Origin of the sequence: Dysgonomonas sp. Marseille-P4361 (assembly GCF_900343125.1) — a bacterium.
Classification (GTDB): Bacteria; Bacteroidota; Bacteroidia; order Bacteroidales; family Dysgonomonadaceae; genus Dysgonomonas.
Genome location: NZ_OPYL01000003.1, coordinates 106173 through 130299 on the forward strand (window position 1 = coordinate 106173; position 24127 = coordinate 130299).

General features: G+C 35.3%; 19 protein-coding genes. 13 read left to right on the plus strand and 6 right to left on the minus strand.

Features of this window, described 5'->3' with window-relative positions; genetic code table 11:
* Nucleotides 1–6: 6 nt before the first annotated feature.
* The gene (locus DHU68_RS06805; RefSeq protein WP_108822234.1) at nt 7–753 is read right to left on the minus strand and encodes an SIMPL domain-containing protein; all 747 of its coding nucleotides are present in this window, start codon (nt 751–753) and stop codon (nt 7–9) included.
* Between the two features lie 210 nt (nt 754–963).
* Here DHU68_RS06805 and DHU68_RS06810 point away from each other — a divergent pair, with 210 nt between their 5' ends.
* From DHU68_RS06810 to DHU68_RS06825, 4 genes are all read left to right on the plus strand, one after another.
* Entirely contained in the window at nt 964–3372 is a 2409-nt protein-coding gene (locus tag DHU68_RS06810; protein WP_108822235.1) for a TonB-dependent receptor, read from the plus strand.
* Between the two features lie 24 nt (nt 3373–3396).
* Nucleotides 3397–4545 (plus strand): iron-containing alcohol dehydrogenase, encoded by a 1149-nt coding sequence (locus DHU68_RS06815; protein ID WP_108822236.1) that lies wholly within the window; start codon nt 3397–3399, stop codon nt 4543–4545.
* 143 nt (nt 4546–4688) lie between these two features.
* On the plus strand, nt 4689–5309 hold the full coding sequence (locus DHU68_RS06820; RefSeq protein WP_108822237.1) for a hypothetical protein: 621 nt from the start codon (nt 4689–4691) through the stop codon (nt 5307–5309).
* A 106-nt stretch (nt 5310–5415) separates the two neighbouring features.
* Complete coding sequence (locus DHU68_RS06825; protein ID WP_108822238.1) at nt 5416–6546, plus strand: basic secretory protein-like protein; 1131 nt, start codon at nt 5416–5418, stop codon at nt 6544–6546.
* Nucleotides 6547–6619: 73 nt separating this feature from the next.
* Here the strand turns inward: DHU68_RS06825 and DHU68_RS06830 are convergent, their stop codons facing one another.
* Nucleotides 6620–7522, minus strand: coding sequence for a ThuA domain-containing protein (locus DHU68_RS06830; RefSeq protein ID WP_108822239.1), 903 nt, complete (start codon nt 7520–7522; stop codon nt 6620–6622).
* A gap of 420 nt (nt 7523–7942) precedes the next feature.
* Between DHU68_RS06830 and mutA the strand changes: the two genes are divergently transcribed.
* From mutA to DHU68_RS06845, 3 genes are all read left to right on the plus strand, one after another.
* Entirely contained in the window at nt 7943–9829 is a 1887-nt protein-coding gene (gene mutA / locus DHU68_RS06835) for a methylmalonyl-CoA mutase small subunit (RefSeq protein ID WP_108822240.1), read from the plus strand.
* Between the two features lie 62 nt (nt 9830–9891).
* Nucleotides 9892–12039: a methylmalonyl-CoA mutase gene (scpA, locus tag DHU68_RS06840; protein WP_108822241.1), complete on the plus strand. Its 2148-nt coding sequence runs from the start codon at nt 9892–9894 to the stop codon at nt 12037–12039.
* Between the two features lie 108 nt (nt 12040–12147).
* On the plus strand, nt 12148–13245 hold the full coding sequence (locus DHU68_RS06845) for a TlpA disulfide reductase family protein (RefSeq protein ID WP_108822242.1): 1098 nt from the start codon (nt 12148–12150) through the stop codon (nt 13243–13245).
* A gap of 77 nt (nt 13246–13322) precedes the next feature.
* Here DHU68_RS06845 and DHU68_RS06850 read toward each other — a convergent pair whose 3' ends face one another.
* Nucleotides 13323–15056, minus strand: coding sequence for a phosphoenolpyruvate carboxykinase (locus DHU68_RS06850; protein WP_108822243.1), 1734 nt, complete (start codon nt 15054–15056; stop codon nt 13323–13325).
* Between the two features lie 355 nt (nt 15057–15411).
* On the opposite strand from DHU68_RS06850, the gene DHU68_RS06855 reads away from it, so the two are divergent.
* From DHU68_RS06855 to DHU68_RS06865, 3 genes are all read left to right on the plus strand, one after another.
* Nucleotides 15412–16017, plus strand: a complete 606-nt coding sequence (locus DHU68_RS06855) for a TetR/AcrR family transcriptional regulator (protein ID WP_108822244.1) — start codon at nt 15412–15414, stop codon at nt 16015–16017.
* A 66-nt stretch (nt 16018–16083) separates the two neighbouring features.
* The gene (locus tag DHU68_RS06860; protein WP_108822245.1) at nt 16084–16410 is read left to right on the plus strand and encodes a multidrug efflux SMR transporter; all 327 of its coding nucleotides are present in this window, start codon (nt 16084–16086) and stop codon (nt 16408–16410) included.
* Nucleotides 16411–16541: 131 nt separating this feature from the next.
* Nucleotides 16542–18020: a DUF3943 domain-containing protein gene (locus tag DHU68_RS06865; protein ID WP_108822246.1), complete on the plus strand. Its 1479-nt coding sequence runs from the start codon at nt 16542–16544 to the stop codon at nt 18018–18020.
* 52 nt (nt 18021–18072) lie between these two features.
* Here DHU68_RS06865 and DHU68_RS06870 read toward each other — a convergent pair whose 3' ends face one another.
* Nucleotides 18073–19782 (minus strand): SulP family inorganic anion transporter, encoded by a 1710-nt coding sequence (locus DHU68_RS06870; protein WP_108822247.1) that lies wholly within the window; start codon nt 19780–19782, stop codon nt 18073–18075.
* A 389-nt stretch (nt 19783–20171) separates the two neighbouring features.
* On the opposite strand from DHU68_RS06870, the gene rbr reads away from it, so the two are divergent.
* On the plus strand, nt 20172–20750 hold the full coding sequence (gene rbr, locus DHU68_RS06875) for a rubrerythrin (protein ID WP_108822248.1): 579 nt from the start codon (nt 20172–20174) through the stop codon (nt 20748–20750).
* A gap of 47 nt (nt 20751–20797) precedes the next feature.
* Here the strand turns inward: rbr and DHU68_RS06880 are convergent, their stop codons facing one another.
* On the minus strand, nt 20798–21598 hold the full coding sequence (locus tag DHU68_RS06880; protein ID WP_108822249.1) for an FRG domain-containing protein: 801 nt from the start codon (nt 21596–21598) through the stop codon (nt 20798–20800).
* 13 nt (nt 21599–21611) lie between these two features.
* A complete protein-coding gene (locus DHU68_RS06885) occupies nt 21612–22235 on the minus strand; it encodes a viroplasmin family protein (RefSeq protein WP_108822543.1) in 624 nt (207 codons plus the stop codon).
* 221 nt (nt 22236–22456) lie between these two features.
* On the opposite strand from DHU68_RS06885, the gene DHU68_RS06890 reads away from it, so the two are divergent.
* Entirely contained in the window at nt 22457–23071 is a 615-nt protein-coding gene (locus tag DHU68_RS06890) for a TetR/AcrR family transcriptional regulator (RefSeq protein WP_108822250.1), read from the plus strand.
* 130 nt (nt 23072–23201) lie between these two features.
* Nucleotides 23202–24101, plus strand: coding sequence for a phospholipase A (locus DHU68_RS06895; protein ID WP_108822251.1), 900 nt, complete (start codon nt 23202–23204; stop codon nt 24099–24101).
* Nucleotides 24102–24127: the final 26 nt, after the last annotated feature.

Consider the following 24127-nt stretch of genomic DNA (forward strand, 5'->3'; position numbering starts at 1 on the left):
ATAAGTTTACAAAATCTCAAATTTTGCTTCAATTTCATATATTAATTTTATTTTTCTCATCTGAGTATCCCCTCCTGTCATCACCATGGATTCTGATTTTCTTTCAGCCTCTTGCATTACTACGTTACTTAATGCACCGAAAGCCTGAACATCATATCCATTATCAAAAACCTCTTTCACATAAATAGGCTTACCTGCTTTAGCTCCAACACTCTCTAGCAAATAAGAAGCTTTATCTTTAGCGGCTTTCATAGCCATCTTTTTCGTTTCTTTACGATGTTCTTGAATATTCTTATTTTTCAATTCAGTAATATTGACACTGATTACACCATCCTTAGGACCAGGAAGTTCGGATAAGAGATTATTCAGCTGTGTTACACCATCCAAAATAATATTATATCTTTTTTCTAGTCGTACATTATCTACATAACGACCGTACCTTAGATACCAATAATTTGCCGTAACTGCATCATTCAGAATTACCTGATCTTTATTCACTCCTACTTTTGCAAGCGTTTCCATTAGTTTTTTATCTGCAGCATCTAAGGTGAGTAATTCTCTGACACTCCCCGATTGAGATTTTTCCGATACATTCCCTACTACGACAGACAAATGGATTTCATCAGGATCGACTTCCATTTCAGCACTTCCCATTACATCAATATATGCCTCTGGATGCTCATCTTTTGAATACCTATTACAAGAAGCAAACATGAAGCTACTAATAACCAGAAAAAATAATATTTTTTTCATATTTTATATATTTAGGGGTTGTTATTATAACATATAGAGCAAATTAGAGATAGTTTTCCACACAAAGAAACTATTTTTAATAAAAAAACTAAAAGGAAATACTTAGACATCATTATTTTATCGTCAAAAACTTTAAAAGCCTAATTAGTTTGCTGACACAAAATATATCCATAAATTTGCCAAAACTAGAAAACCAGAAAACAAGATAACATGATATTGAGATACAGCTTCCTTATACTAACTTTTCTACTTGCGGGACAAGCCTTTGCTCAGAAAATAAAAGTAACAGGGAGAATCACCGACAAGGGCAATATCCCTCTCGAACATGTTACTGTTTCGCAGGAAAACACAACTAATGGAACATATTCTGACAGAGATGGCAGGTATGAACTTCAGTTAATAAAACAAGATTCAATAAAACTTTCTTTTTCGCTTCTTGGATACCAGAGTCAACAACATATCTTTTTGAGTGCACCTCAATCTATTGAAGTAGATATAACACTCAGCAAAACGGATCATGATCTTTCGGAAGTCTCCGTATCAGGATCGAGAAGTTCTATTTTTATAAGGAACTACGAATTTCTTAATTCAAACAGACCATCCAATCCTTGGAATAGTCTGGAAGCCATGCTTTCTACTGTTGGCGGCGTAAGTTCTACGAACGAGTTAAGTTCTCAATATTCCGTTCGGGGAGGAAATTTTGACGAAAACATTGTGTACATCAACGGAATAGAAATATACAGGCCCCTTCTTGTACGTTCTGCTCAACAAGAAGGACTTAGTTTTATCAATCCTAATATGGTAGAAAACGTTGGTTTTTCAGCAGGAGGATTTAGCTCCGAATATGGAGATAAAATGTCATCGGTACTTGATATCACTTACAAGAAGCCTAAAAAGTTTGAAGGAGCTGTTTCTGCCAGCATGATGGGTGGAGATTTATACGTTGGCAGTTCTAATGACAAGTATTCACAAACTACAGGTATTCGCTACAAAACAACCCGTTCCTTATTAAATACGACGGATACTAAAGCTGAATTTGATCCCTCTTTTATCGATGCTCAGACTTTTATTACTTATAACTTTTCTCCAAAATGGGAGTTAAACCTGCTTGGCAACTATTCTCATAATAGTTACGAGTTTACACCAGCATCAAGAGAAACGACCTTTGGTACATATATGAATCCTAAGACTTTCTTAGTTCATTTCAATGGATGGGAAAAAGACTTATTTAAGACCTATCAATTTGCCATGACTCTAAAAGGAAAAGTTACGGACCAATTAACCTTAGGATTATCAGGCTCAACTTTTCATTCCGATGAGCAAGAAAAATATGATATTGAGGGCAGATATGAATTAAAAGAAGCCTTTGCCGGTGAAACATTAAACAACAGCTTTCCTTTAGGTATCGGGACATATCATGAACATGCCCGTAACAGACTAGATGCAGATGTATATACTCTTTCTCATTTTGGAAATTACAGACTAAATAAGCATCTTATAAAATGGGGCATTAGTATCCAGAACGAGAAAGTAAAAGACCATATAAAAGAATGGGAAATGAGAGACTCTACCGGTTATTCCATTCCGAGTAATGGTATTGAAGTAAACCTATTCTCAAGTCTAAAATCGGACAATAAAATATCTTCTAATCGTTTTTCGGGATTTATTCAAGATTCTTATAACTTCGAGATTGATAAAGGAACATTCATCCTAAACGCAGGAGTGAGAGCAAGTTACTGGGATTTAAACAAAGAAACAATTATTAGTCCTCGTGGAGCTTTAATCTTCTTTCCTAATGCTATACCTGACCTATCATTCAAAATATCAGGAGGAATCTATTATCAAGCACCATTCTACAAGGAATTACAATATATAATCAAAGATCAAAGCAGTGATAAAATCACTCTAAATAAAGATATCAAGTCTCAAAAATCAATACATTTAGTAGTAGGCAGTGATTATTATTTTGGAGGTAACACAGAAACACAGACCTCGCCTTTTAAATTATCTGGAGAAATATTTTATAAAAAGCTATCTGATCTTATTCCCTACACTGTAAATAATGTGAAAATACGCTATACCGGACAAAATATAGCTGATGGACATATTGTAGGAATAGATGCTACTCTGTATGGAGAATTTATTCCTAATGCTGATAGTTGGATTAGTTTATCGTTTATGAAATCGGAACAAGATATTAATGGTATAAAACTTCCATTGCCAACCGATCAACGGTTCAACCTTGCACTGTTTTATCAAGATTATTTCCCTGGTTACGAGCGACTAAGAATGAGTTTGAGAGGTGTATGGTCACAAGGATTACCTGTTTCTCCACCATATTCGGGTTATGAAAATGGCTATTTCAGAACACTCGCTTATAAAAGAGTTGATCTTGGTTTTGCCTGGCAAATACTAGGAGAAGATTTTAAAATCAGAAATACAAATTCATTTTGTGCTGCATTCAAAAACATATGGCTAGGATTAGACCTGTTCAACCTTTTTGATATGCAAAACACGAATACTTATTATTGGGTGGCAGATGTACATAATATGCAACATGCTGTACCAAATTATCTGACAGGCAGACAAATAAACATTAAACTTCTTGCAGATTTTTAAATCAAATATTTAGACTAAAAAGATATGGAAAACTTCTCATTTGTCAATCCCGTTAAAATTATCTTTGGAAAAGATACCATAAAGAAAATCAGCACAGAGATTCCTTCCGGTAGTAAAGTTCTTATTACATACGGAGGAGGAAGCATTAAAGCGAATGGAGTTTATCAACAGGTATCAGAAGCACTCTCAGGTTTTGATACTTTTGAGTTCTCGGGTATAGAGCCAAACCCTCATTACGAGACATGTATGAAAGCTGTAGAGTTGATTAAGCAGAAAGGTATAAACTTTATACTTGCTGTTGGCGGCGGATCTGTTATTGATGCAACTAAATTTATTGCGGCAGCGGCATGTTCAACACAAGGTGACCCTTGGGAAATTTTATCCAAAGGTAGAAAGATTACCAATGCACTCCCTTTCGGAACCGTATTAACTTTACCTGCTACCGGGTCTGAAATGAATGCAGGAGCTGTTATCACAAGGGTTGAAACTCAGGAAAAACTATCATTTTCTTCTTCTCGCACTTATCCTAAATTTTCAGTTCTAGATCCTACTACAACATACTCACTACCAATAAAACAAATAGGCAATGGAGTTGTTGATGCTTTTGTCCATGTTATAGAGCAATATCTTACATACTACGATGGAGATTCATTATTGCAAGATATGATGGCTGAAGCAATATTAAAAACCTTAGTTATAGAAGGACCAAAAGCTTTAACAGAACCTACTAATTACGATGTCAGAGCCAACCTGATGTGGGCATCTACATGGGCATTGAACGGATGGATTGCACAAGGTGTACCCGAAGACTGGGCTACACATATGATAGGTCATGAACTTACTGCTTTTTATGGGTTGGATCACGGACAGACTTTAGCAATCATTCTTCCCGGGCTTATAAATGAACTAAAAGAACAAAAAGCTAAAAAGATAACCAGACTAGGAAAAGAAGTCTTTGGAATTGAAGAAGACCATGCTATTGAACAAACTATAAAAGCAGTAGAATCTTTCTTTGAGCAAATGGGTGTAAAAACTCACCTTTCTGACTACAATCTTGACGAAGAAGCCATAAATAAGATAGTAGAAAGAATGAATCAACGCGGTTGGAAACTTGGAGAGTGTCGTAATATAACACCTGATACAATAAAAAGAATTTTAATCTCTAGAAAATAGTAAATGTATTTTTACAAAATCCGCTTAAGTTAAATTCTAAGCGGATTATTATTTGTAGTAAACAAATTTCGTCAATCTAAATTCTTATATATCTTTGCAATAAACGGACAACGACGATATTCAATTAATAAACTTTATAAAACATGAAAAGATATTTTCTTATACCTGCAACAATATGTCTATTTGGTGCTCTATTATTCAGTTCTTGTGAAGGATGCGTAAAGAAAGTTACAAAAAAAGCGACTGCTACAGGAATGGCTGCCGTGGAAGGTATATCTGAAGCTGTAAATGAAAATGGAGACAGAGTAAGTGAGAAAGCAACTGATGCGCTTGGCAAAGTAGCTGAAGGTGTAGGTCGTAGCTTAGACCGTCAACTCGAAAAACATGCAGAAGACGTAGCAGCTACAGTAGGACGCACGCTTGTTCAAACTGTAGATGGCTTAGACAAAGGGCTAAACGCTCAATACTATGATGAAATATCTTATGAAAGTGATTTCAGTTCTGAGGTTGCTCTTGAATATTTCGGAAAAATAAAGAATAAATCAGTCATTGATGCTTATTTTATTATTACCCAAGAAGGGACTTATGCTTGCAAGTTTGAATTCACTGATAAAAATGGAAAGACTTTCTTAACAAAAGAATCTGATATCCAAAAACTAAATGATAATAAAAGGTATTCGCGCGTAAGTTTTGCGCTAAATCCTGAAGAAGAAACAGGCTACTCAAACTTAGAAAAAGTAAAAATATCAGTAAAGAAAAAATAAAACTTAAGAAAGGATATCAATATTGATATCCTTTCTTCTTTATGTATCGGTAAGTATTCATATTTTCTTTACTTTTGTTACCGAAAATATTTTTTAATTTTTACACATGAAAACGATACTAACTCTTTTAATCTTCTTAAGCTGTAGTTTTTCAAACATCTACGCCAAAGAAAAACCAACAGACCAACCTGAATTAACAGACAACAACCTTGAGACTTATTATATAGGGAAGAAAAAGAAAAACCAACTTATATTTAATACAGACTATACTACCCCTGTTCTCAGTTACAGAATCTATTCTTCAGGAGAGCTTCCTAAGCACGATCCTGCAAATTGGGTATTGAAAGGATCCAATGATGGTAAAAAGTGGACAGTAGTAGATGAACGAAAAGATCAAACATTCTGTTCTCGTTTTCAAGAGAATTTATATGTTGTTCAAAAGCCCGCTTCGTATAAAATATATATGCTAGAAGCCTCTACAAAAGATAAAGGAGTATTAATTTTGGCTGATGTTTGTCTATACGATAAGAATTTAGAAGCAGAATGGAGCAGCTTCATTTACCCTAATATCGATTTTCAGGTACTAGACCCTGAAACAGAAGGAGCCAAATTCTACAATAAGCTCGTACAAAATCCTGACGAATATATAAAATATCATGCTAAGAAAGTTGCTGAAATATTATATTTTTCTGCCGACGATCCAATGACTGAAGTAAAAAATATAAAATATACACTTGAAGATAAAAAAGGAGTATCAGCAAAAGGAGGAAGTTCTCCCAACATACATATTTTTTACAGCACCCAACACATAGAAAAGTCTACAAAAGAGTCCTTATTTAAACTGGATTTTGAAACCAGAGGTGTACTCTATCATGAATTAACACATGGATACCAATACGAACCTAAAGGATGTGGAAATTACAGTAATAATAAAACATTTTGGGCATGTATAGAAGGTATTGCAGATGCAGTTAGAGCCGAAGCAGGTCTGTTTGATATGAGTACTCGTCGTCCTGGTGGTAACTGGATGGATGGATACCGCACAACCGGCTTCTTTATTCAATGGATGAAAACAAAAGACCCTGATGCTATTCGTAAATTTCATCGCACGGCAAAAGATCTTGATGTATGGAGTTTCGATGCTGCTATCAAGAGCGTATTTGGCGAGAATGAAAGTATAGAAGGTATGTGGAATGAATATCAGGAATTCTTGCTAAAAGAAGCAGCTTCTAAATAAATTCAACAAAACTAAATAAAATAAGAAAGAGCAGGAAAATTTCCTGCTCTTTCTTGTTAAAGTATTTCTGTTGTTATTCTTTATATTCTTTTCTAAGACTAACCGTTGTTTCTGAAGGAAAATCATTTGGCACTACTTGTGTTACTTTTCCTGTTGCAGCCCATTCGCTTCCTCTTAATAAAAGAGTTTGAAATCCGGCACACTGCATCGCTATGTTATCTTCCAAATTACTTCCTGCATGCCCTAACATTGTATGAAAGATACGTCCTTTCCCATATTTCACAGTAAACAGAAGAGGTTCTTCCCGTCCTGAACCATTTGTTAAAGTATCGGAATAGGCCGTATACAATAATGTCTCAATATCTCCGGGACCACGCATACAATCATAAAGTTCATCTTTAGAGTGTTTCCATTGCTTAGGTAGTCCTTTTATTATTGGATGATCTTCATCCCTTGCTGTTAAAATATATTCATGTTGATCACCATGAGAACCGCCAACACCTGCTGAAGTATCTTTTATCAACTCTCCATCTTTCCAGTAAACCCAAGGACCTGACTTTTCATTTCTGTCATTCCACCCTCCAAGGGCAATTATCTTATTGTATTCATCCCAATCTGTAAAGGCATTATTAGCTGCATGAAAAACCACAACTCCTCCACCCTTCTTTACAAAATTCAGAAATCTATCGCGCATTGTTTCCGGCCAGTCATCCCCAACATAATCCAAAACGACCAATTTATATGGTGAAAAATCAATAACAAATTCACTCATATCACTTCCCTCCGACGGGCTTATTAAACTTTCGACAGAAAAGATATCTGATTTTTCTAAAATCTGCTTAAGTGCAACATGACTCACTTCCCAATTATGGTTATTCTGACCTGTAATAATAAGTGTTTTAATTTTTGTGTCATCTTCTGAAGAACACGACAACAAAAACAGAAAGCTAAAACAGAGTAATCCGAAGTATTTCATTATTTTCAGGGTTTTAGATATAAAAGATAAAACAAAGCAAATAGCTTTGATAGCTTTAATTCACAATCTTTAAAACTATCAAAAACAGCACAAATAAAAGAATTAAACATCAGTATTCTGCATTTATTCTCCATTTGATATTATAAAGGTATAAAGATATCTTTTAAAATTTCATTTCTAAACGATTTTTCGCTATATTCTTTTATTCGCAATAAAGAATTCTGTGCTTTTTTACCGAAAATTAAACGATAAAAACTTTACTAAGCGAACAAAATAGCTTATTTTTGTATGGTTTTTAAAACTAGATAACTATTTGAAAATAAGCGCATATAAATATTATTTATAAGAGTATAAAAATAGTATATACAATCAACTGCAAATCAATAAAATAACCTATATATTAAACAATTAAATTAAATCATGGCTAATCAAAAAGAAAAGCTTTTCTCAGATTTTCCACCAGTTTCTACCGAAGAGTGGATGGCAAAAATTACGGCTGACTTGAAAGGCGCCGACTTTGAGAAAAAACTTGTTTGGAGAACAAACGAAGGATTTAATGTAAATCCGTTCTACAGAAGTGAAAACATCGAAGGCATGAAAGCTACAGATGCTCTGCCAGGTGAATTCCCGTACATTCGCGGTACTAAAAAAGACAACGAATGGTACACACGTCAAGATATTTGCGTGAAGGATTTCAAGGCTGCTAATGCTAAAGCACTTGATGTGTTAAACAAAGGTGTAACATCGTTAGGTTTTAATATCGATGGTGACGACGTAAATGTAGAAAACGTTAAAACTTTATTAAACGGCATTTGTCCGGAAGCAGTAGAGTTAAACTTCAGTACTTGCTACCGCAAATCGCTTGAATTAACAAACATCCTTGCTGACTGGTACAAAGCATCAGGAGCAGACTTGCTAAAATGTTTTGGTTCTATAAACTTTGATCCATTCAAACCTCTTTTGAAAAAAGGACGTGATGCTGAAGGATGGGCAGAAAAAGCTGCTGAAATAGTAAAAGCGTCTGCTACTCTTCCACGCTTCCGCGTACTAGCCGTTAATGGTTATTCACTAAACGATGGAGGAGCTTACATCTATCAAGAGTTAGGCTATGCTTTAGCTAACGGAAACCAATTACTAAGCGCTCTTGTAGAAGCAGGATTAGATGCTGGCTTAGTTGCTAAAAAGATCAAGTTCAATCTCGGTATCGGAAGCAACTACTTCATGGAAATAGCTAAATTCCGTGCAGCACGCTGGTTATGGGCTGAAATCGTAAATGCATACAAACCAATGTGCAAAAACGAATGTCCTAACAAATCTCCTGAAGGTATTTGTCTATGTGCATCAAAAATATATGTACATGCTCAAACTTCAACATTTAATACAACAGTTTATGATGCTCACGTGAATCTACTTCGTACACAAACAGAAGCTATGTCTGCTACTATTGCAGGAGTAAACTCTCTTACCGTACGTCCGTTCGATGAGTCATACAAAACTGCGGATGATTTCTCTGAACGTATTGCACGTAACCAACAATTAATATTGAAAGAAGAGTGCCATTTCGATAAGATTACTGACGCTTCGGCTGGTTCATATTATATAGAAAACCTTACTAAATCTATCGCTGAGCAAGCTTGGGCATTGTTCCTTGAAGTAGACGAAAAAGGATTCTACGAAGCATTGAAAGCCGGTACTGTACAAGCAGCTGTAAAAGTTTCTGCTGACAACCGCTTCAAAGCACTTGCTACTCGTCGCGAAGTATTGTTAGGAACTAACCAATTCCCTAACTTCACAGAAAAAGCTAGCGATAAGATAGTAGAAAAAGAAGCTTGTGGATGTGGATGCAGCAAGGATGCACCTTACATACCTCTACCAACAAGCCGTCTGGCTACTGCATTCGAGGAACTTCGTCTTGCTACAGAAAAACACGGTGCACCAACTGTATTTATGCTTACTATCGGTAACTTAGGTATGCGTTTGGCTCGTGCTCAGTTCTCTAGCAACTTCTTTGCTTGTGCAGGTTATAAAATAATCGACAACCTAGGATTCGAGACTGTAGAAGAAGGCGTTAAAGCTGCATTCGACAAGAAAGCAGATATTATCGTTCTTTGCTCTAGTGATGATGAATATGCAACATTTGCACCTGAAGCACACAAACTGATAGCTAGCAAAGCTCATTTTGTAGTGGCAGGAGCTCCGGCATCTATGGATGAATTGAAAGCTCAAGGTATCGAACACTTCGTTAATGTGAAAACTAACGTTCTAGATACTTTAAGAACATTCAACGCAAAATTAGGAATCGAATAATTTGTAACTAAAATCATTAGCAAATTAGCAAGCTTATTCGCTAACAGCTAAAACAAGAAAATATGAAACCAAATTTTAAAGATATAGATATTAACAAAGCCGGTTTTGCTGCAACAGATGCAAAAAAATGGGCGGCTGATAATGGTATCGAGGCTAACTGGACAACTCCAGAGTTGATCGACGTTAAGCCTGTTTATACCAAAGAAGATCTTGAAGGTATGGAGCATTTAAATTATGCTTCTGGTATACCTCCATTCTTACGCGGACCATACTCTGGTATGTACGCTATGCGTCCTTGGACAATTCGTCAGTATGCAGGATTCTCTACTGCGGCTGAATCAAATGCATTCTATCGTCGTAACCTAGCTTCGGGACAAAAAGGTCTTTCTGTAGCGTTTGACCTTGCTACTCACCGCGGATACGATGCCGACCATCCTCGTGTTGTGGGTGATGTTGGTAAAGCAGGGGTATCTATCTGCTCGGTAGAAGACATGAAAGTATTATTTGAAGGAATTCCGTTGAACCAAATGTCTGTTTCGATGACAATGAACGGTGCTGTACTTCCTATTCTTGCATTCTATATCAATGCAGGTTTGGAACAAGGTGCTAAATTGGAAGAAATGGCAGGAACAATTCAAAATGATATCCTTAAAGAATTCATGGTGCGTAATACATACATCTACCCACCTGCATTCTCTATGAAGATTATTGCTGACATCTTTGAGTACACATCTCAAAAGATGCCTAAATTCAACTCTATCTCTATCTCAGGATACCACATGCAAGAAGCAGGTGCTACTGCTGATATCGAGTTGGCTTATACGCTTGCAGATGGTATGGAATACCTGAAAGCAGGTATCGATGCAGGTATCGATGTTGATGCATTTGCTCCACGTTTATCATTCTTCTGGGCTATCGGAATGAATCACTTCATGGAAATAGCTAAGATGCGTGCCGGACGTTTATTGTGGGCTAAGATTGTGAAGAGCTTCGGTGCTAAAAACCCTAAATCTCTTGCACTTCGTACTCACTCTCAAACATCTGGATGGTCACTTACTGAGCAAGATCCGTTCAACAATGTTGGTCGTACTTGTATCGAAGCTATGGCTTCTGCTCTAGGTCATACTCAATCGCTTCACACGAATGCGTTGGATGAAGCTATTGCATTACCTACAGACTTCTCTGCTCGTATTGCTCGTAATACTCAGATATATATTCAAGAAGAAACTTATATCACTAAAGAAATTGACCCTTGGGCTGGTTCTTACTATGTAGAAACTCTTACTAACGAGCTTGTACATAAAGCATGGGCACACATCCAAGAAATTCAAAAACTTGGAGGTATGGCTGCTGCTATCGAAACTGGTCTTCCTAAGATGCGTATCGAAGAAGCTGCTGCTCGTACTCAAGCTAAAATCGACTCGGGAGCTCAAACAATTATCGGTGTTAACAAATATCGTCTTGAAAAAGAAGATCCAATCGATATTCTTGATGTTGACAATACTGAAGTTCGTCGTCAACAAATCGAGCGCTTAAATGAATTGAAAGCTAATCGTGACAACGAGGCTGTGAAAAAAGCACTAGCTGCTATTACTGAGTGTGTAAAAACTAAGAAAGGGAACCTACTTGAACTTGCTGTTGAAGCTGCACGTGTACGTGCTACATTGGGAGAAATCTCTGACGCTTGCGAAGAAGTAGTAGGACGTTATAAAGCAGTAATTAGAACAATTTCAGGCGTGTATTCATCAGAAACTAAAAAAGATCCAACATTCCAAAAAGCTCAGGAGCTTGTTGAAACATTTGCGAAGAAAGAAGGTCGTCAACCTCGTATCATGATCGCAAAAATGGGACAAGACGGTCACGACCGTGGTGCAAAAGTAGTAGCAACAGGGTATGCTGACTGCGGATTCGACGTAGATATGGGACCATTGTTCCAAACTCCGGAAGAAGCAGCTCGTCAAGCTGTTGAAAACGACGTAAATGTACTGGGAGTTTCTTCTCTTGCTGCAGGTCACAAAACTCTTGTACCTCAGGTAATGGAAGAGTTGAAAAAACTTGGACGTGAAGATATCATCGTAATTGCCGGTGGTGTAATTCCTGCTCAAGACTACGACTTCTTGTATAAAGCTGGTGTTGCAGCAATCTTTGGACCTGGTACTTCAGTGACTAAGGCTGCTGTACAAATCATGGAAATCTTGTTAGCTGAATAATTCAGTTATACAATATATCTTTTAGAAAAGACCGCTCATTGTAGCGGTCTTTTTTTGTTGATTGAAGATTATTTATTAATATTACATAAACCGTATTAAACTAATTATATGAAAAACGCAATTTATATTATTTTACTATTAGTTTTTTCCTCTAGTTGTACCAATAAAAACGAATATATTATCAATGGCACAGCTATTGACGACTATGAAGGAAAAACAATTTATTTGTTAGCAAATAAAAATGACAGCTCTATTATAGATTCTACAATAATAGCGAATAATAAATTTACTTTTAAAGGAATAGCTCCTGATTCCATACAAATTGCATTTATATCGTATGATAAGCGATTCTACCCTGCCATATTTATTTTAGAAAAGGGTAATATCTCTCTTGATATAGATACGGCTTATAATCAACACATCAAAAGAGGAGGAACCGCATTAAATGAAGAACTTCAGCTATACAAAGATCAGCTTTTGAATCTGAAAAACAACCAGATGGCAGTTGTACAACAAGGATATTTCATTAACCGTTCAGATATGACAAAAGAAGAACGACTTAGTTGGGATAATAAAAACGAAACAATTTTGAATGAGATAGAAGATCATGTCTACAACTATATTGCTAAATATTCTCAAAGCTCATTAGGAAAGCAAATTTTCATTGATGATACTGACCTCCTCAGGCCTCATAAAATAGGAGAACTTATTAAAATGTTCGGACCTAATTCAAATATTGTTACTCCAGACAGGAAAGCTTATTATATAGCTCAGGCTGAAACATCTCCAGGCAAAAGATACACTGATGTAAAAGGATATGATATAGATGGTAAAGAAATCGCTTTTTCTGATTTTGTAGAAAAAGGGAACATCGTTCTTATTGAATACTGGGCTTCATGGTGTCGTCCATGTATTGCGGCTCTACCCGAATTAAAAGAGTTTTACAAAAAAAACAAGGATAAAGATTTGGTCGTTATAAGTGTTTCTTTAGATCATGATAAAGAGAAGTGGTTAGCCGCAACAAAAAAACATAATATAGAGTGGCCTCAATTGTCGAATCTTAAGAAGTGGGAAGATCCAGCTGCAATGTCATATGGAATAAAGGGAATCCCTCAATTATTGTTGATAGATAAGAATGGAATTATCGCCGAACGAAACTTTGATTTAGAAGTAATAGAGCAAAAATTTAATGAAATCACAAAATGAACTACAACCCACTCTAGGACAATAAAAGGCTCTCAATAACTGAGAGCCTTTCTATATCTATTCTGAGGTTACGCACTTTACTCATTTATCAAGTTGAACAACTCTTCTGCAGCTTCCAGAGGGCCATCTTTGGTTCTACCTTCTATAGCTAAAGAAGTATGCATCTCTCCTATCTTTGTTCCCGCATCTTTCATATCTTTAAAATATTCGCGAACGAGCACTTCGGTCGCTTCTCTCTCCTGTACAGGTCCAAATGGGTTGGCAAAGTAAGATTTCACTAAGCCTTTTTCGGTAGTAGTACCTTTCGCCTTACGAGCCCCATCTTCAAAAACTGTAATCATTTTATCCAAATCATCATACAACAAAATCTTCTTATCAGACTCATTATAATTATTCGCATATAGGAAATAATCAATTGGATAGCCTCGTGATATAATTTCATATGTAGAAATAGGAATTGTTACGCGTGCATTTACTTTATCCATGTTCATATATACACCTTTATCCAACTGCTCGAAAGCATACGCAGGATCTAGGTCATCTACGCGAACAAATGCACCGATTTCTGTACCATATGCTTTTATCGTACCATTTTCTTCTTTTTTCAGATAACCCATATCGTCAAATATAACACGCATATGACGGATATATTTTTTGTTCAAGGTACGGAATGCTTCTAAGCTTTCAGACTTACCAGCTCCACTATCTCCCATGATAATGATATTAGATTCTCTACCATTGCGAAGGACAATATTCACCATGGCTCCATGGATAGGCAAACGTCTTTGCTCTATTTGCTTTACATTATGTAATGTCAAGAGCATTTTTTTCATGTATCCGAAGTAGTCAATCTCGTCACAATAGTTTGCATAACCTATTAAGATATCATTTTTAGTATCTTTATAGTAGAATGTACGTTTTTCTTCATATCCATCAGGATAGCCGAAAACATAGATCATATCCGGTTTTTTGCCAACATACTCTGTTTCTGTTGCTATTTCGAAAAGATTGGCAAGGCCAATACCATGAGCCATAAAGTCTTTATGGAAATAAACAAAAGTCAACATGTTACCAACTTTCGCTGGGAAAACAAACCAATCATCCTCATTCAATACAATATTTAAAAGAGGGTTTTGTTTATGTTCCTGAAAAACACCATCTCTGGTATTACGTTTGGTGTAAGTTATATATGGAGGTTGGAATAAAACTGTGCTGATAAAAGGAATAGATGCTAAACCTTTATATTCGATCGGACAATTCCAGTTTACATCGTTCAATGTTAATCCGGCATTTCCTCCTGCAACTGACTGACGGAAGATTCGTGTTGAGTAACCATTTACTGTTGCTTGTACTCTTCTACCTGTAGAAAGCAGCAAATCGTTAAACATTTCATTTGCCTGAATAAAACGTGCGTTTTGAAGGCCATTTCCTAATCTGTTGTTACGTACTATTGTATAGCGTTCAAGGCGTTTCCAATAAGTAAATAACAGTTCTGTAACTTCTATGAAGAGGTCTTTATCTTCGAAATATCTCGAATATTTGCTATCTACAGCAACAATCTCTTCCATATTGAATACTGTCAACAATTTTAATACTTCAATGAAAGAGTCTACAACTTTATCCTCGTCACCAAAATGATCAACATAGTAATCATATATAACACCCTCGTCTTTTTCCAAAACTTGTTTAACAAAAGACTCTACAACCCGGCGGAATCCATAACTATTTAGTAGTTTCTGTGTTGTATCACAATATTTCAGGGTGAAGTTTATCATAGCCCTTTCACGGGAAAGTGTAAATTCGTGCAGCATAATCTTATATATGGTTTATATTAATACAAAAGAACAATGCCTTTATGACATTTTGAACAAAGATAAAGAAATAAATTATTTTTTTGGTTATTTTAAGATCCTATAAACAGCAGATATGTGTTAATTTTTCTTTTCATTTTACCTTAAGTAATGGTCTTTATTACAGTTTAAGAAGTTTCCTTAACACAGAGTAAGATAGTAAATAGCTAATTAGCAGATGTATATTTTATAATTCATTCTTTTATCCCATTTACTCCTATACTTATATGTATCGTTCAATCTTTAATTCTAAATTATTTATAAATGTTTGCTTTACCCATAAATATACCATACCTTTGTTGAACAATCATTCAAAATGAACACAAAAGAGATCATATTAAAAAAGACTTTCAATCTACTATTATTGAAAGGTTTTGATAACGTTTCTATCACTGACATAAAAAACTATACAGGAATGTCAAGGGGTATTCTATACCATTATTTCAAGAACAAAGAGGAATTGTTCATTGAAGTGACTGAGCGATATTTTGTACATATTTTTGATTTCGATATCCGTAAGATTAAAGATTTCACAGTCTATGAATTTTGTGATTTCTTAAATAAACGCTTCAAAAAGATAGCAAAAACAATTTCTACTATAGAGCAAGAAATAAATGGCTCTTCTGATGCTTCATTGCTAAATTACCACTTTCTATTTTATCAGGTGATGCAAAGGGATGCTATTTTCAGGAACAAATACAAAACGACCACAGAAAAAGAACTTATTGGCTGGGAGTATGCACTACAAAACAGTATCGATAAAAATGAAATACGACAAGACATAGATATAAAATCATCAGCCAGACAGCTATTTACCCTTACTGATGGAATCTGGTTTCAAAGCATATTCAGTAACGATGGAAGAATTATCATAAATAATATAAAAGAATCATTACTACATTATATTAGACTTTTAGAGTAATTTTTTACGCAGAAATTGAACAATCATTCAATAATATATAATATTATAAAATAAAAAAATAGAATTATGAGTTGGGTTTATTTATTATTAGCAAGTGTATTTGAAGTAGGTTTTACTTTTTCTTTATCAAAGGCCAAAGGAGTAATAGCACCACATTCTTACTATTGGTATATCAGCTTCCTTATCTGCTTAGCATTAGGAATGGGCTTGCTTATAAAAGCAACACAAACAATCCCTATGGGAACTGCTTACGCTGTATTCACCGGAATAGGTGCGGCAGGTACAGTATTGCTAGGAATATTTGTTTTTAAAGAGCCGGTAAGCGTTATGCGCATTGTTTTCATTACAACATTGATTCTATCGGTTGTCGGACTTAAGGCTGTATCTCACTAGGCAAACTTTGTAATAGGTTTAATAAAATATGTTAACTTTTCACAAGATTACTTTTTTATTTACCCAAAGAGTTCCTTAAAATTATGTTTGAGGTATTTTTGCAACAGTTGAAATTTGCAATACAAGAGTGAATGGCTAGATTTTTTATTTTAATCGTCTTATTATGTAGCATACTATCTAGTGTAGATGCACAAATACCGATACGCCATCAAGTAGCAAATCCAAAACCTGCCGACTCTCTTGACATAGATTATTACACAAAAACGAAATGGCTTCAAGCAGGTACAACAGCCTTTGGCATCAATATGGGTGTATGGGCTTTTGACAGATATGTACAACGTGGACATTTCGCTTATATTAATACAAATACAATCAAAGAGAACTTTCGGAAAGGTTTTATATGGGATAATGATTACATGTCGACCAACATGTTCTTACACCCTTACCACGGAAGTTTGTACTTCAACGCCGGACGATCGAACGGGCTGAATTATTGGCAATCAAGCACTCTTGCCCTTGCAGGAAGTGCCATGTGGGAGCTATTTATGGAAAGTGAATACCCATCCACAAACGATATTATAGTCACTCCAATAGGGGGAATGGCATTGGGTGAAGTATTGTTTCGTGCCTCCGATTTAATTATTGATGATAGACGTAAGGGATGGTCTCGTTTTGGACACGAAGCTGCAACATTCCTCATCTCCCCTTCGCGTGGACTGACAAGAATAATCAATGGAGATGCATGGAAAAAGAGATCAACCTCGGGAAAGCAATTTGGAATTCCAGATGTAAGTATAGATATATCTATGGGAGTAAGAGCGTTAGAATTTGAAGACCCTATAATAGATAAAGGGGTTGGTTTTGCTACAACCATAAGTGTTGAATATGGAGACAGATTTGAAGCTGAAACAAATAAACCTTACGACTACTTTACATTCAAAGCGAATATAAATGGTCAGGGCTCTCAGCCTATAATCAGCCAGCTTAATATTACCGGAAGGCTATATTCTACCGAATTGATAGATAACTCAAAAGACTTTCTCAGTTTGGGAGTATATCAGCATTATGATTTCTATGATTCTGATACAATATCAGAAGTTTCATCCAGAGTTCCGTACAAATTTAGCGCTCCGGCTTCGTTTGGGATTGGCTTAATACACAAAAGTAAACGTTTTAAGAATTGGAACTTCAATTCACATTTTCACCTAAATACAATTATATTAGGTGCTTCTCAAAGCGACCATTATGTAGTTAAAGACAGAAATTACAATTGGGGAAGCGGATTTAGTTGGCAGCTAGGAGCCAGCTTATCTTATAAAGATATTTTTAGCATTTCAGGAAATTACGAAGCATATAAAATCTTCACTTGGAAAGGATATGATAAAAATATAGATTGGGAGACAGTAGACCCCAGAACTCTGAATGCTCAGGGTGATCATTCTCAGGCTGTTTTGCATGCGATATCCTTGCGTGCTGATCTCAAGCTCAGAAAACAATGGTACCTCACCGCAATTGGGTACAACTACACAAGGGATACAAACTATCGGTACTTTGACAATGTATTTTCCACCACTTCCGAAGGAAGGCTTATGCTAACCTATAAGTTCTAAAAAAGAAAGGGGACAACAAAAGTCATCCCCACATTTATAAGCTATCGATTTTCTACTCCTGTTCTTGAATCTCAGCGAGAATTTCTTTTGTTCTGGCAAGAGCAATATTGATATTGTCACAAATATTCTTCTCTCCAATCATTTCCGGAATAGATGATTTTTCTATCATTGCATGAACTTTAGGTCTTACTCCCGAAAGAATTACATGTATCTTATCTTTCGTAGATTTTTTACAAAGACTTTCCAAGTTATGTAAGCCGGTAGAATCAATAAAAGGCACCTTGCGAAGGCGGATAATACGAACAATAGATTTATCCCCTATTTCACGCATACTCTCATCAAATTTATTCGCTATCCCGAAGAAGAATGGCCCATCTATCTCATATACCTCAACACCATCCGGAAGTTCCAACACTTCATCATCTTGTGTATATTCACTCTCATCGGTCAGGTCTAATCTATTTTTGATGATTGACACATGGGTTACTTCATTTATACGTTTCATAAATAACACCACAGCAAGCAAGATTCCTACCTCGATTGCAATCGTCAGATCGAATATGACAGTCAAAAAAAAGGTTATCAACAAAACAGCTACATCCGATTTGTCATTATTCAGCAAAGACTTGAATGTACGCCATTCACTCATATTGTATGCTACAATAACAAGTACACCGGCAAGACAAGCCATCGGTATATATTGAGCCAAAGGCATAAACAGTAAAAGGATCAGAAGTAATACTACTGCGTGAATAATTCCGGCAACAGGCGTACGTCCTCCGTTATTAATATTCGTCATTGTACGCGCAATTGCACCCGTAGCAGGTATTCCTCCAAACAAAGGAGTTATAATATTTGCTACACCTTGAGCAATCAGCTCTGTATTTGAATTATGCTTTTCTCCTCCTATCACACCATCTGCCACTGTCGCCGAAAGCAGAGACTCTATAGCTCCCAACATTGCTATTGTTATAGCCACTGGCATTAAATCTATTATTGCGGCCATATTTATATCAGGAATCTCAGCATCTGGAAGCGCCGCATTTATTCTAAAACGATCTCCGATGGTATCAATAACAGTTATTCCCAGATAAGTCTTCATAAGATAAACAATAACAGTCACCAAAAGAATAGCAACAAGCGATCCGGGTATCTTCTTAACAAATCGAGGAGTTATGACGATAATAAATATACTCAGAAAACTCATCAAGGTATTCCACCAATTGACAGTATCGAAATGTTTGAAATAAAGCATCCACTTACCAATAAAATCGCCCGGAACTTTTTCTCCGCCGAAATTCAAGCCAAAAACATCAGCTATCTGTGTCGTAAAGATCGTCACAGCTATACCACTAGTGAAACCAACAATAATGGGATATGGGATAAAGGTTATTATTTTACCTAATTTGAAAACACCAAGCAGGACAAGCAATATTCCGGCTATGATTGTAGCAATCAGCAGTCCTTTGATTCCGTGTGTTTGCACTACACCATATACAATAACGATAAAAGCTCCTGTAGGCCCACCAATCTGAACGCGGCTACCTCCTAAAAAAGAAATTATAAAACCTGCAATTATAGCAGTTATAATACCCTGCTCAGGGGTAACCCCTGAAGCAATACCAAAAGCTAAAGCAAGAGGAAGAGCAACAATACCAACAATAAGACCCGACATAAGGTCATTCATAAACTTATCCTTGGTATATGTTCGCAATGAAATAAATAATTGAGGAGTAAAATCCTTCAATAACTCTCTTTTCATAATAAATAAAAACTATAAGAATAAAAGGGAATAAACTTTGTTTCGAATAAAATATATAGGTAGTATCTATATACTTTAAATATTATCTATATCACAAATACCTAAGATACAACTATGTAACGAAAATAAGGCTTTTCATTGTTATATATTTTTAAGACTACAAATGTAGTAAATGATTTGATATCTATTCTTTTTATGAGGAATAAACACTAAATTTGTACAAAATGAAATAAATAAACTATCATTAACGCGGTTGGCTATATTTTTAAGGAAAAAAGAATTGTATATGAATTTGCTTTATTCATACCTATCAATATGATCTGTAGAGAAGTTCTTATATAATCATTTTACTTTAATTGTATGAGTCAACCAATAAACAAAACATCATCATGGAAAAAAGTATTAAAGGAACTGAAACAGAAAAATGCCTTTTAAAGTCATTTGCTGGTGAATCTCAAGCTAGAATGCGTTACACAATGTTTGCTAGCACTGCAAAAAAAGAAGGCTACGAACAAATTGCAGCAATCTTTCTGGAAACTGCTGATCAAGAAAAAGAACACGCAAAACGTATGTTCAAATTCTTAGAAGGCGGAATGGTTGAAATTACAGCTTCTTACCCAGCTGGCAAAATAGGTACTACAGAAGAGAACCTGATTGAAGCAGCTGCTGGTGAGCACGAAGAATGGGCAGTTGACTACCCTATGTTTGCTGAAATTGCAGAAAAAGAAGGTTTCAAAGAAATCGCAGTAATGTATCGCATGATTGCTAAAGTAGAAAACATGCACGAAGATCGTTACAAAGCTTTATTAGCTCGTGTACAAAGCAATGGTGTATTCTCTCGCGAAGAAGCTATCGACTGGCAATGTCGTAACTGTGGATTCGTTATTAGCAGCAAAACAGCTCCTAAAACATGTCCTGCTTGTTTACACCCACAAGCATACTTCGAACCACTAAAATGGAACTTCTAATAAGAAGATATCGAAACAAAAAAGACCACTAAAATAGTGGTCTTTTTTTATATACTCTTGCAAAGATCAAATACAGGATCCTCATCAGGATATAGTAACTCTGTAGGAATACCATGAAAATCTTTCCCCCAAAAAGATTCTTTATTAGGAATTTCAAATTTTGCAATCAACCTATTGTTAAAATCCAATTCACTTTTAGCATCATAATTATCAGTTATACCGTCAGTCCCCACAAGATAGCCTTCCTGAAAATACGGACGTAATGCTGTAGGAGGGCATATACTCAATAGTCGTACATTAACCAGATCATGTTCCGAATTTATACTGATACGATTGGTCAAGTAAGGTAGTCCGAAAATAAATACATAACCTTTGTCGGATGTGTTTTTATAAAAAGAAAAAGAACAAGCTACGCGGAGTGAATGCGTAAAGTCGATAAAAGGAGTTGGGCAAACTTCGTAGTGCTGAAGAATACTCCATTGAATATACTCTCTTTTTTTTACTTCTTTATATCCTTCGATTCGAAGTTCTTCAAATTTCTTTACAAGAATTTTACTTTTCTCTTTTAATACAGTAAATCTAGCAGTTAACTCTTTCTTCGAAAGATGGTCGCCCCTATACATAGTAGGATAAAAAGAAGACACTCCTGCTTTGTTTCTATAATCTTGCATCTGCCCTCTATAAAATAGCAGGTAGTCTTTATTCAAGAACGAAAGACGTGCAACATGCTCCACTAATTCACTGAAAGTAACTACTTTGAAAGCATCACTCTCTCCTACCCTTTTCTCTCTGGGATTACCATAATAGTTAAATAATTCGGTAGTTAAAGCAGGTGTTATACGTCTCATAGTGATTTAGTTTTTATTTCCGACCAAAATCGGCAGGAATTTCTCCCCATTTATCAGTCTCCCATTTTATTATCTGAGTTGTATAAGTATTTTCACGAAGCCACTTTTCGGCACGTTCGATCATATAGAACAACGATTCGTTTTCAGGTACACGTTCAAGCTTGGTCTTGCATTTTTTATCTTTCACCCATTTTATAGCATTTGCACTATCAGAATAAATCGGGATATTATAATTCTTTTGTTTCAACAGTGCTAATCCATGAACCAGAGCCAGAAACTCTCCTATATTATTTGTCCCTTGCTCATAAGGACCTTGATGAAAGATCTGTTCTCCTGTTTTGACATAAACTCCTCGATATTCCATCAAACCCGGATTACCGCTACATGCAGCATCTACAGAGAGACTATCTTTTATTATTTCTGGTATAGTATGATAGGATATTTTCTTTTTCTCTGCATTTTTTCCTACATATAGCCAAGGACTTTCATTATAGGCCTTCTCTGCAGCTTCCTTCGACGGAAATGACTTGTATATAGCTCCTTCATAGCCTTCAACTTGTGCTTTAGCTTCGTTCCACGAAGAATAAACACCAGGTTTTACCCCATTCCATATTGTATAAAAATTCTTTTTTGCCACTTTTGTATCTTTATTCAACTACAAATTAACTAATAAAGTGAGAATATTGAAAGTAAATAGAATCTATTATCTCACTCTTTAATTTATAAAAGATTTTAACTTGAAAATTCCCTGTCTTACTTAAATGTTATTTAACAAAAAAAACATTGTTTATTAAATAATAAAATGCAATTTTGCATCACAGATGAACGATCGTTCACTTTTTTATAAAATAATAGAAAATGAAATTCAGCAGAGAGTATATTCTAAAACGCGCTTTTGATGTATTTATGACTAAAGGCTATGACAGTACATCTATATCTGTATTACAAGCAGAAATAGGGATGTCAAGAGGTGCTATGTATAGGTACTTCGAAAATAAAGATGATTTATTCAAAGCCGTTATTGACGAATACTTCTTTAAATCTTTCAATAAGATTCTCTCAACAATAGATAAGGAACTTACAACATTAGAGCTAATTGAATTAGTAAGCAAGAAACAAAAAATTCTATTCAGAGCTTTTGCTAAAGCCGGTGTCACTCATACTTTTTTCTTAAATTATACGGCATTGATGATTCAAGCTGCTAAACATTATCCTAATTTTGTATATCGTTATCGAATTATATACAACAAACTACTAGATAGCTGGAGAAAAGCATTAATACGCAGTATTGAGCTAGGAGAAGTAAGAAAAGATGTCAATATAGAAATAATGAGTATCCTCTTCAATAATGTAAGTGTTAAAGAATCTTCGGAAAGGAATGAAGAGGAAATACATTTTCCTATTAAAATAAAACGAGATTTAGATAAGAGAGAGGAAGTTATGAGATACTTGTACGAATTAATAAAAGTTTAGTTATAAAATAATATACTTAAAATTCTAAAAGTATAGCATCAGAAGAACAATATATTAATAACATTGTTTGTTATTAATGAGGTTTAAGTCTTCATCACACCAGAAGTAGTAAATATTCAAATCAAATTAGATGAAAAGAACAATCTTTGCACTCCTACTCATTATTAGCTCTTCTCTTTTATTTGCTCAAGAAGATATCTTGTCTGTAGCTAGTGACAGCATGAAGCAAGAATATCAAAAGATGATGCAAGACCCTAATATATTCAAGCCAAGACAGTTTGAAATATCAGAAGATGAATTATTAAGAATGGCGGATAAATTACCATCTTTTGCTGTGTACAAAGACACTTACTTTGTTTCGGGTATTCCTTTAAACGAAGAAATCACCAACGAATCGGCCGATGCTACATTCCAAATTAGCATCAGACAAAGATTAACAAAGAGTGTACTACCATTCAAGACTTTTGCTTATCTTACTTATACGCAAAAATCGTTTTGGGACATATATGCAGAATCAAGCCCTTTTAGGGATACAAACTATAACCCAGGTATAGGTTTAGGGAAGTACCTATTCTACAATAATAAGCTGGTAGGTGCAGCTTTTGCACAAATAAGACATGAATCTAATGGTCGTGATGGCGATGATTCTCGTAGTTGGAACTATTTAAGTCTGTCAATGAAGTATTATTTCAACACAAAGCTTAATATAGCAACTGAATTATGGGTTCCATATGTAGATGGGGGGAATAACAAAGACCTATTAGACTACAAAGGGTTGGGATATATTTCTTTTAACTATATGAGTGACAAAAGCAAATGGTGGTTATCTGCTGATATAAATCCAAGAAGAGGCTTTTTTAATATAAATACGACACTTACTGCAGGGTTCAGGATATCGGAAAGATCTAACCAATACTTATTCGCCCGTTTCTATCAAGGGTATGGAGAGAGTTTACTGGATTACAACAAGTATACAATGAATGTACGTGTTGGTATCTGTATCAAGCCTGACTTTTATAACGTATTCTAAAACACCAAATTAAGATAATATATTCA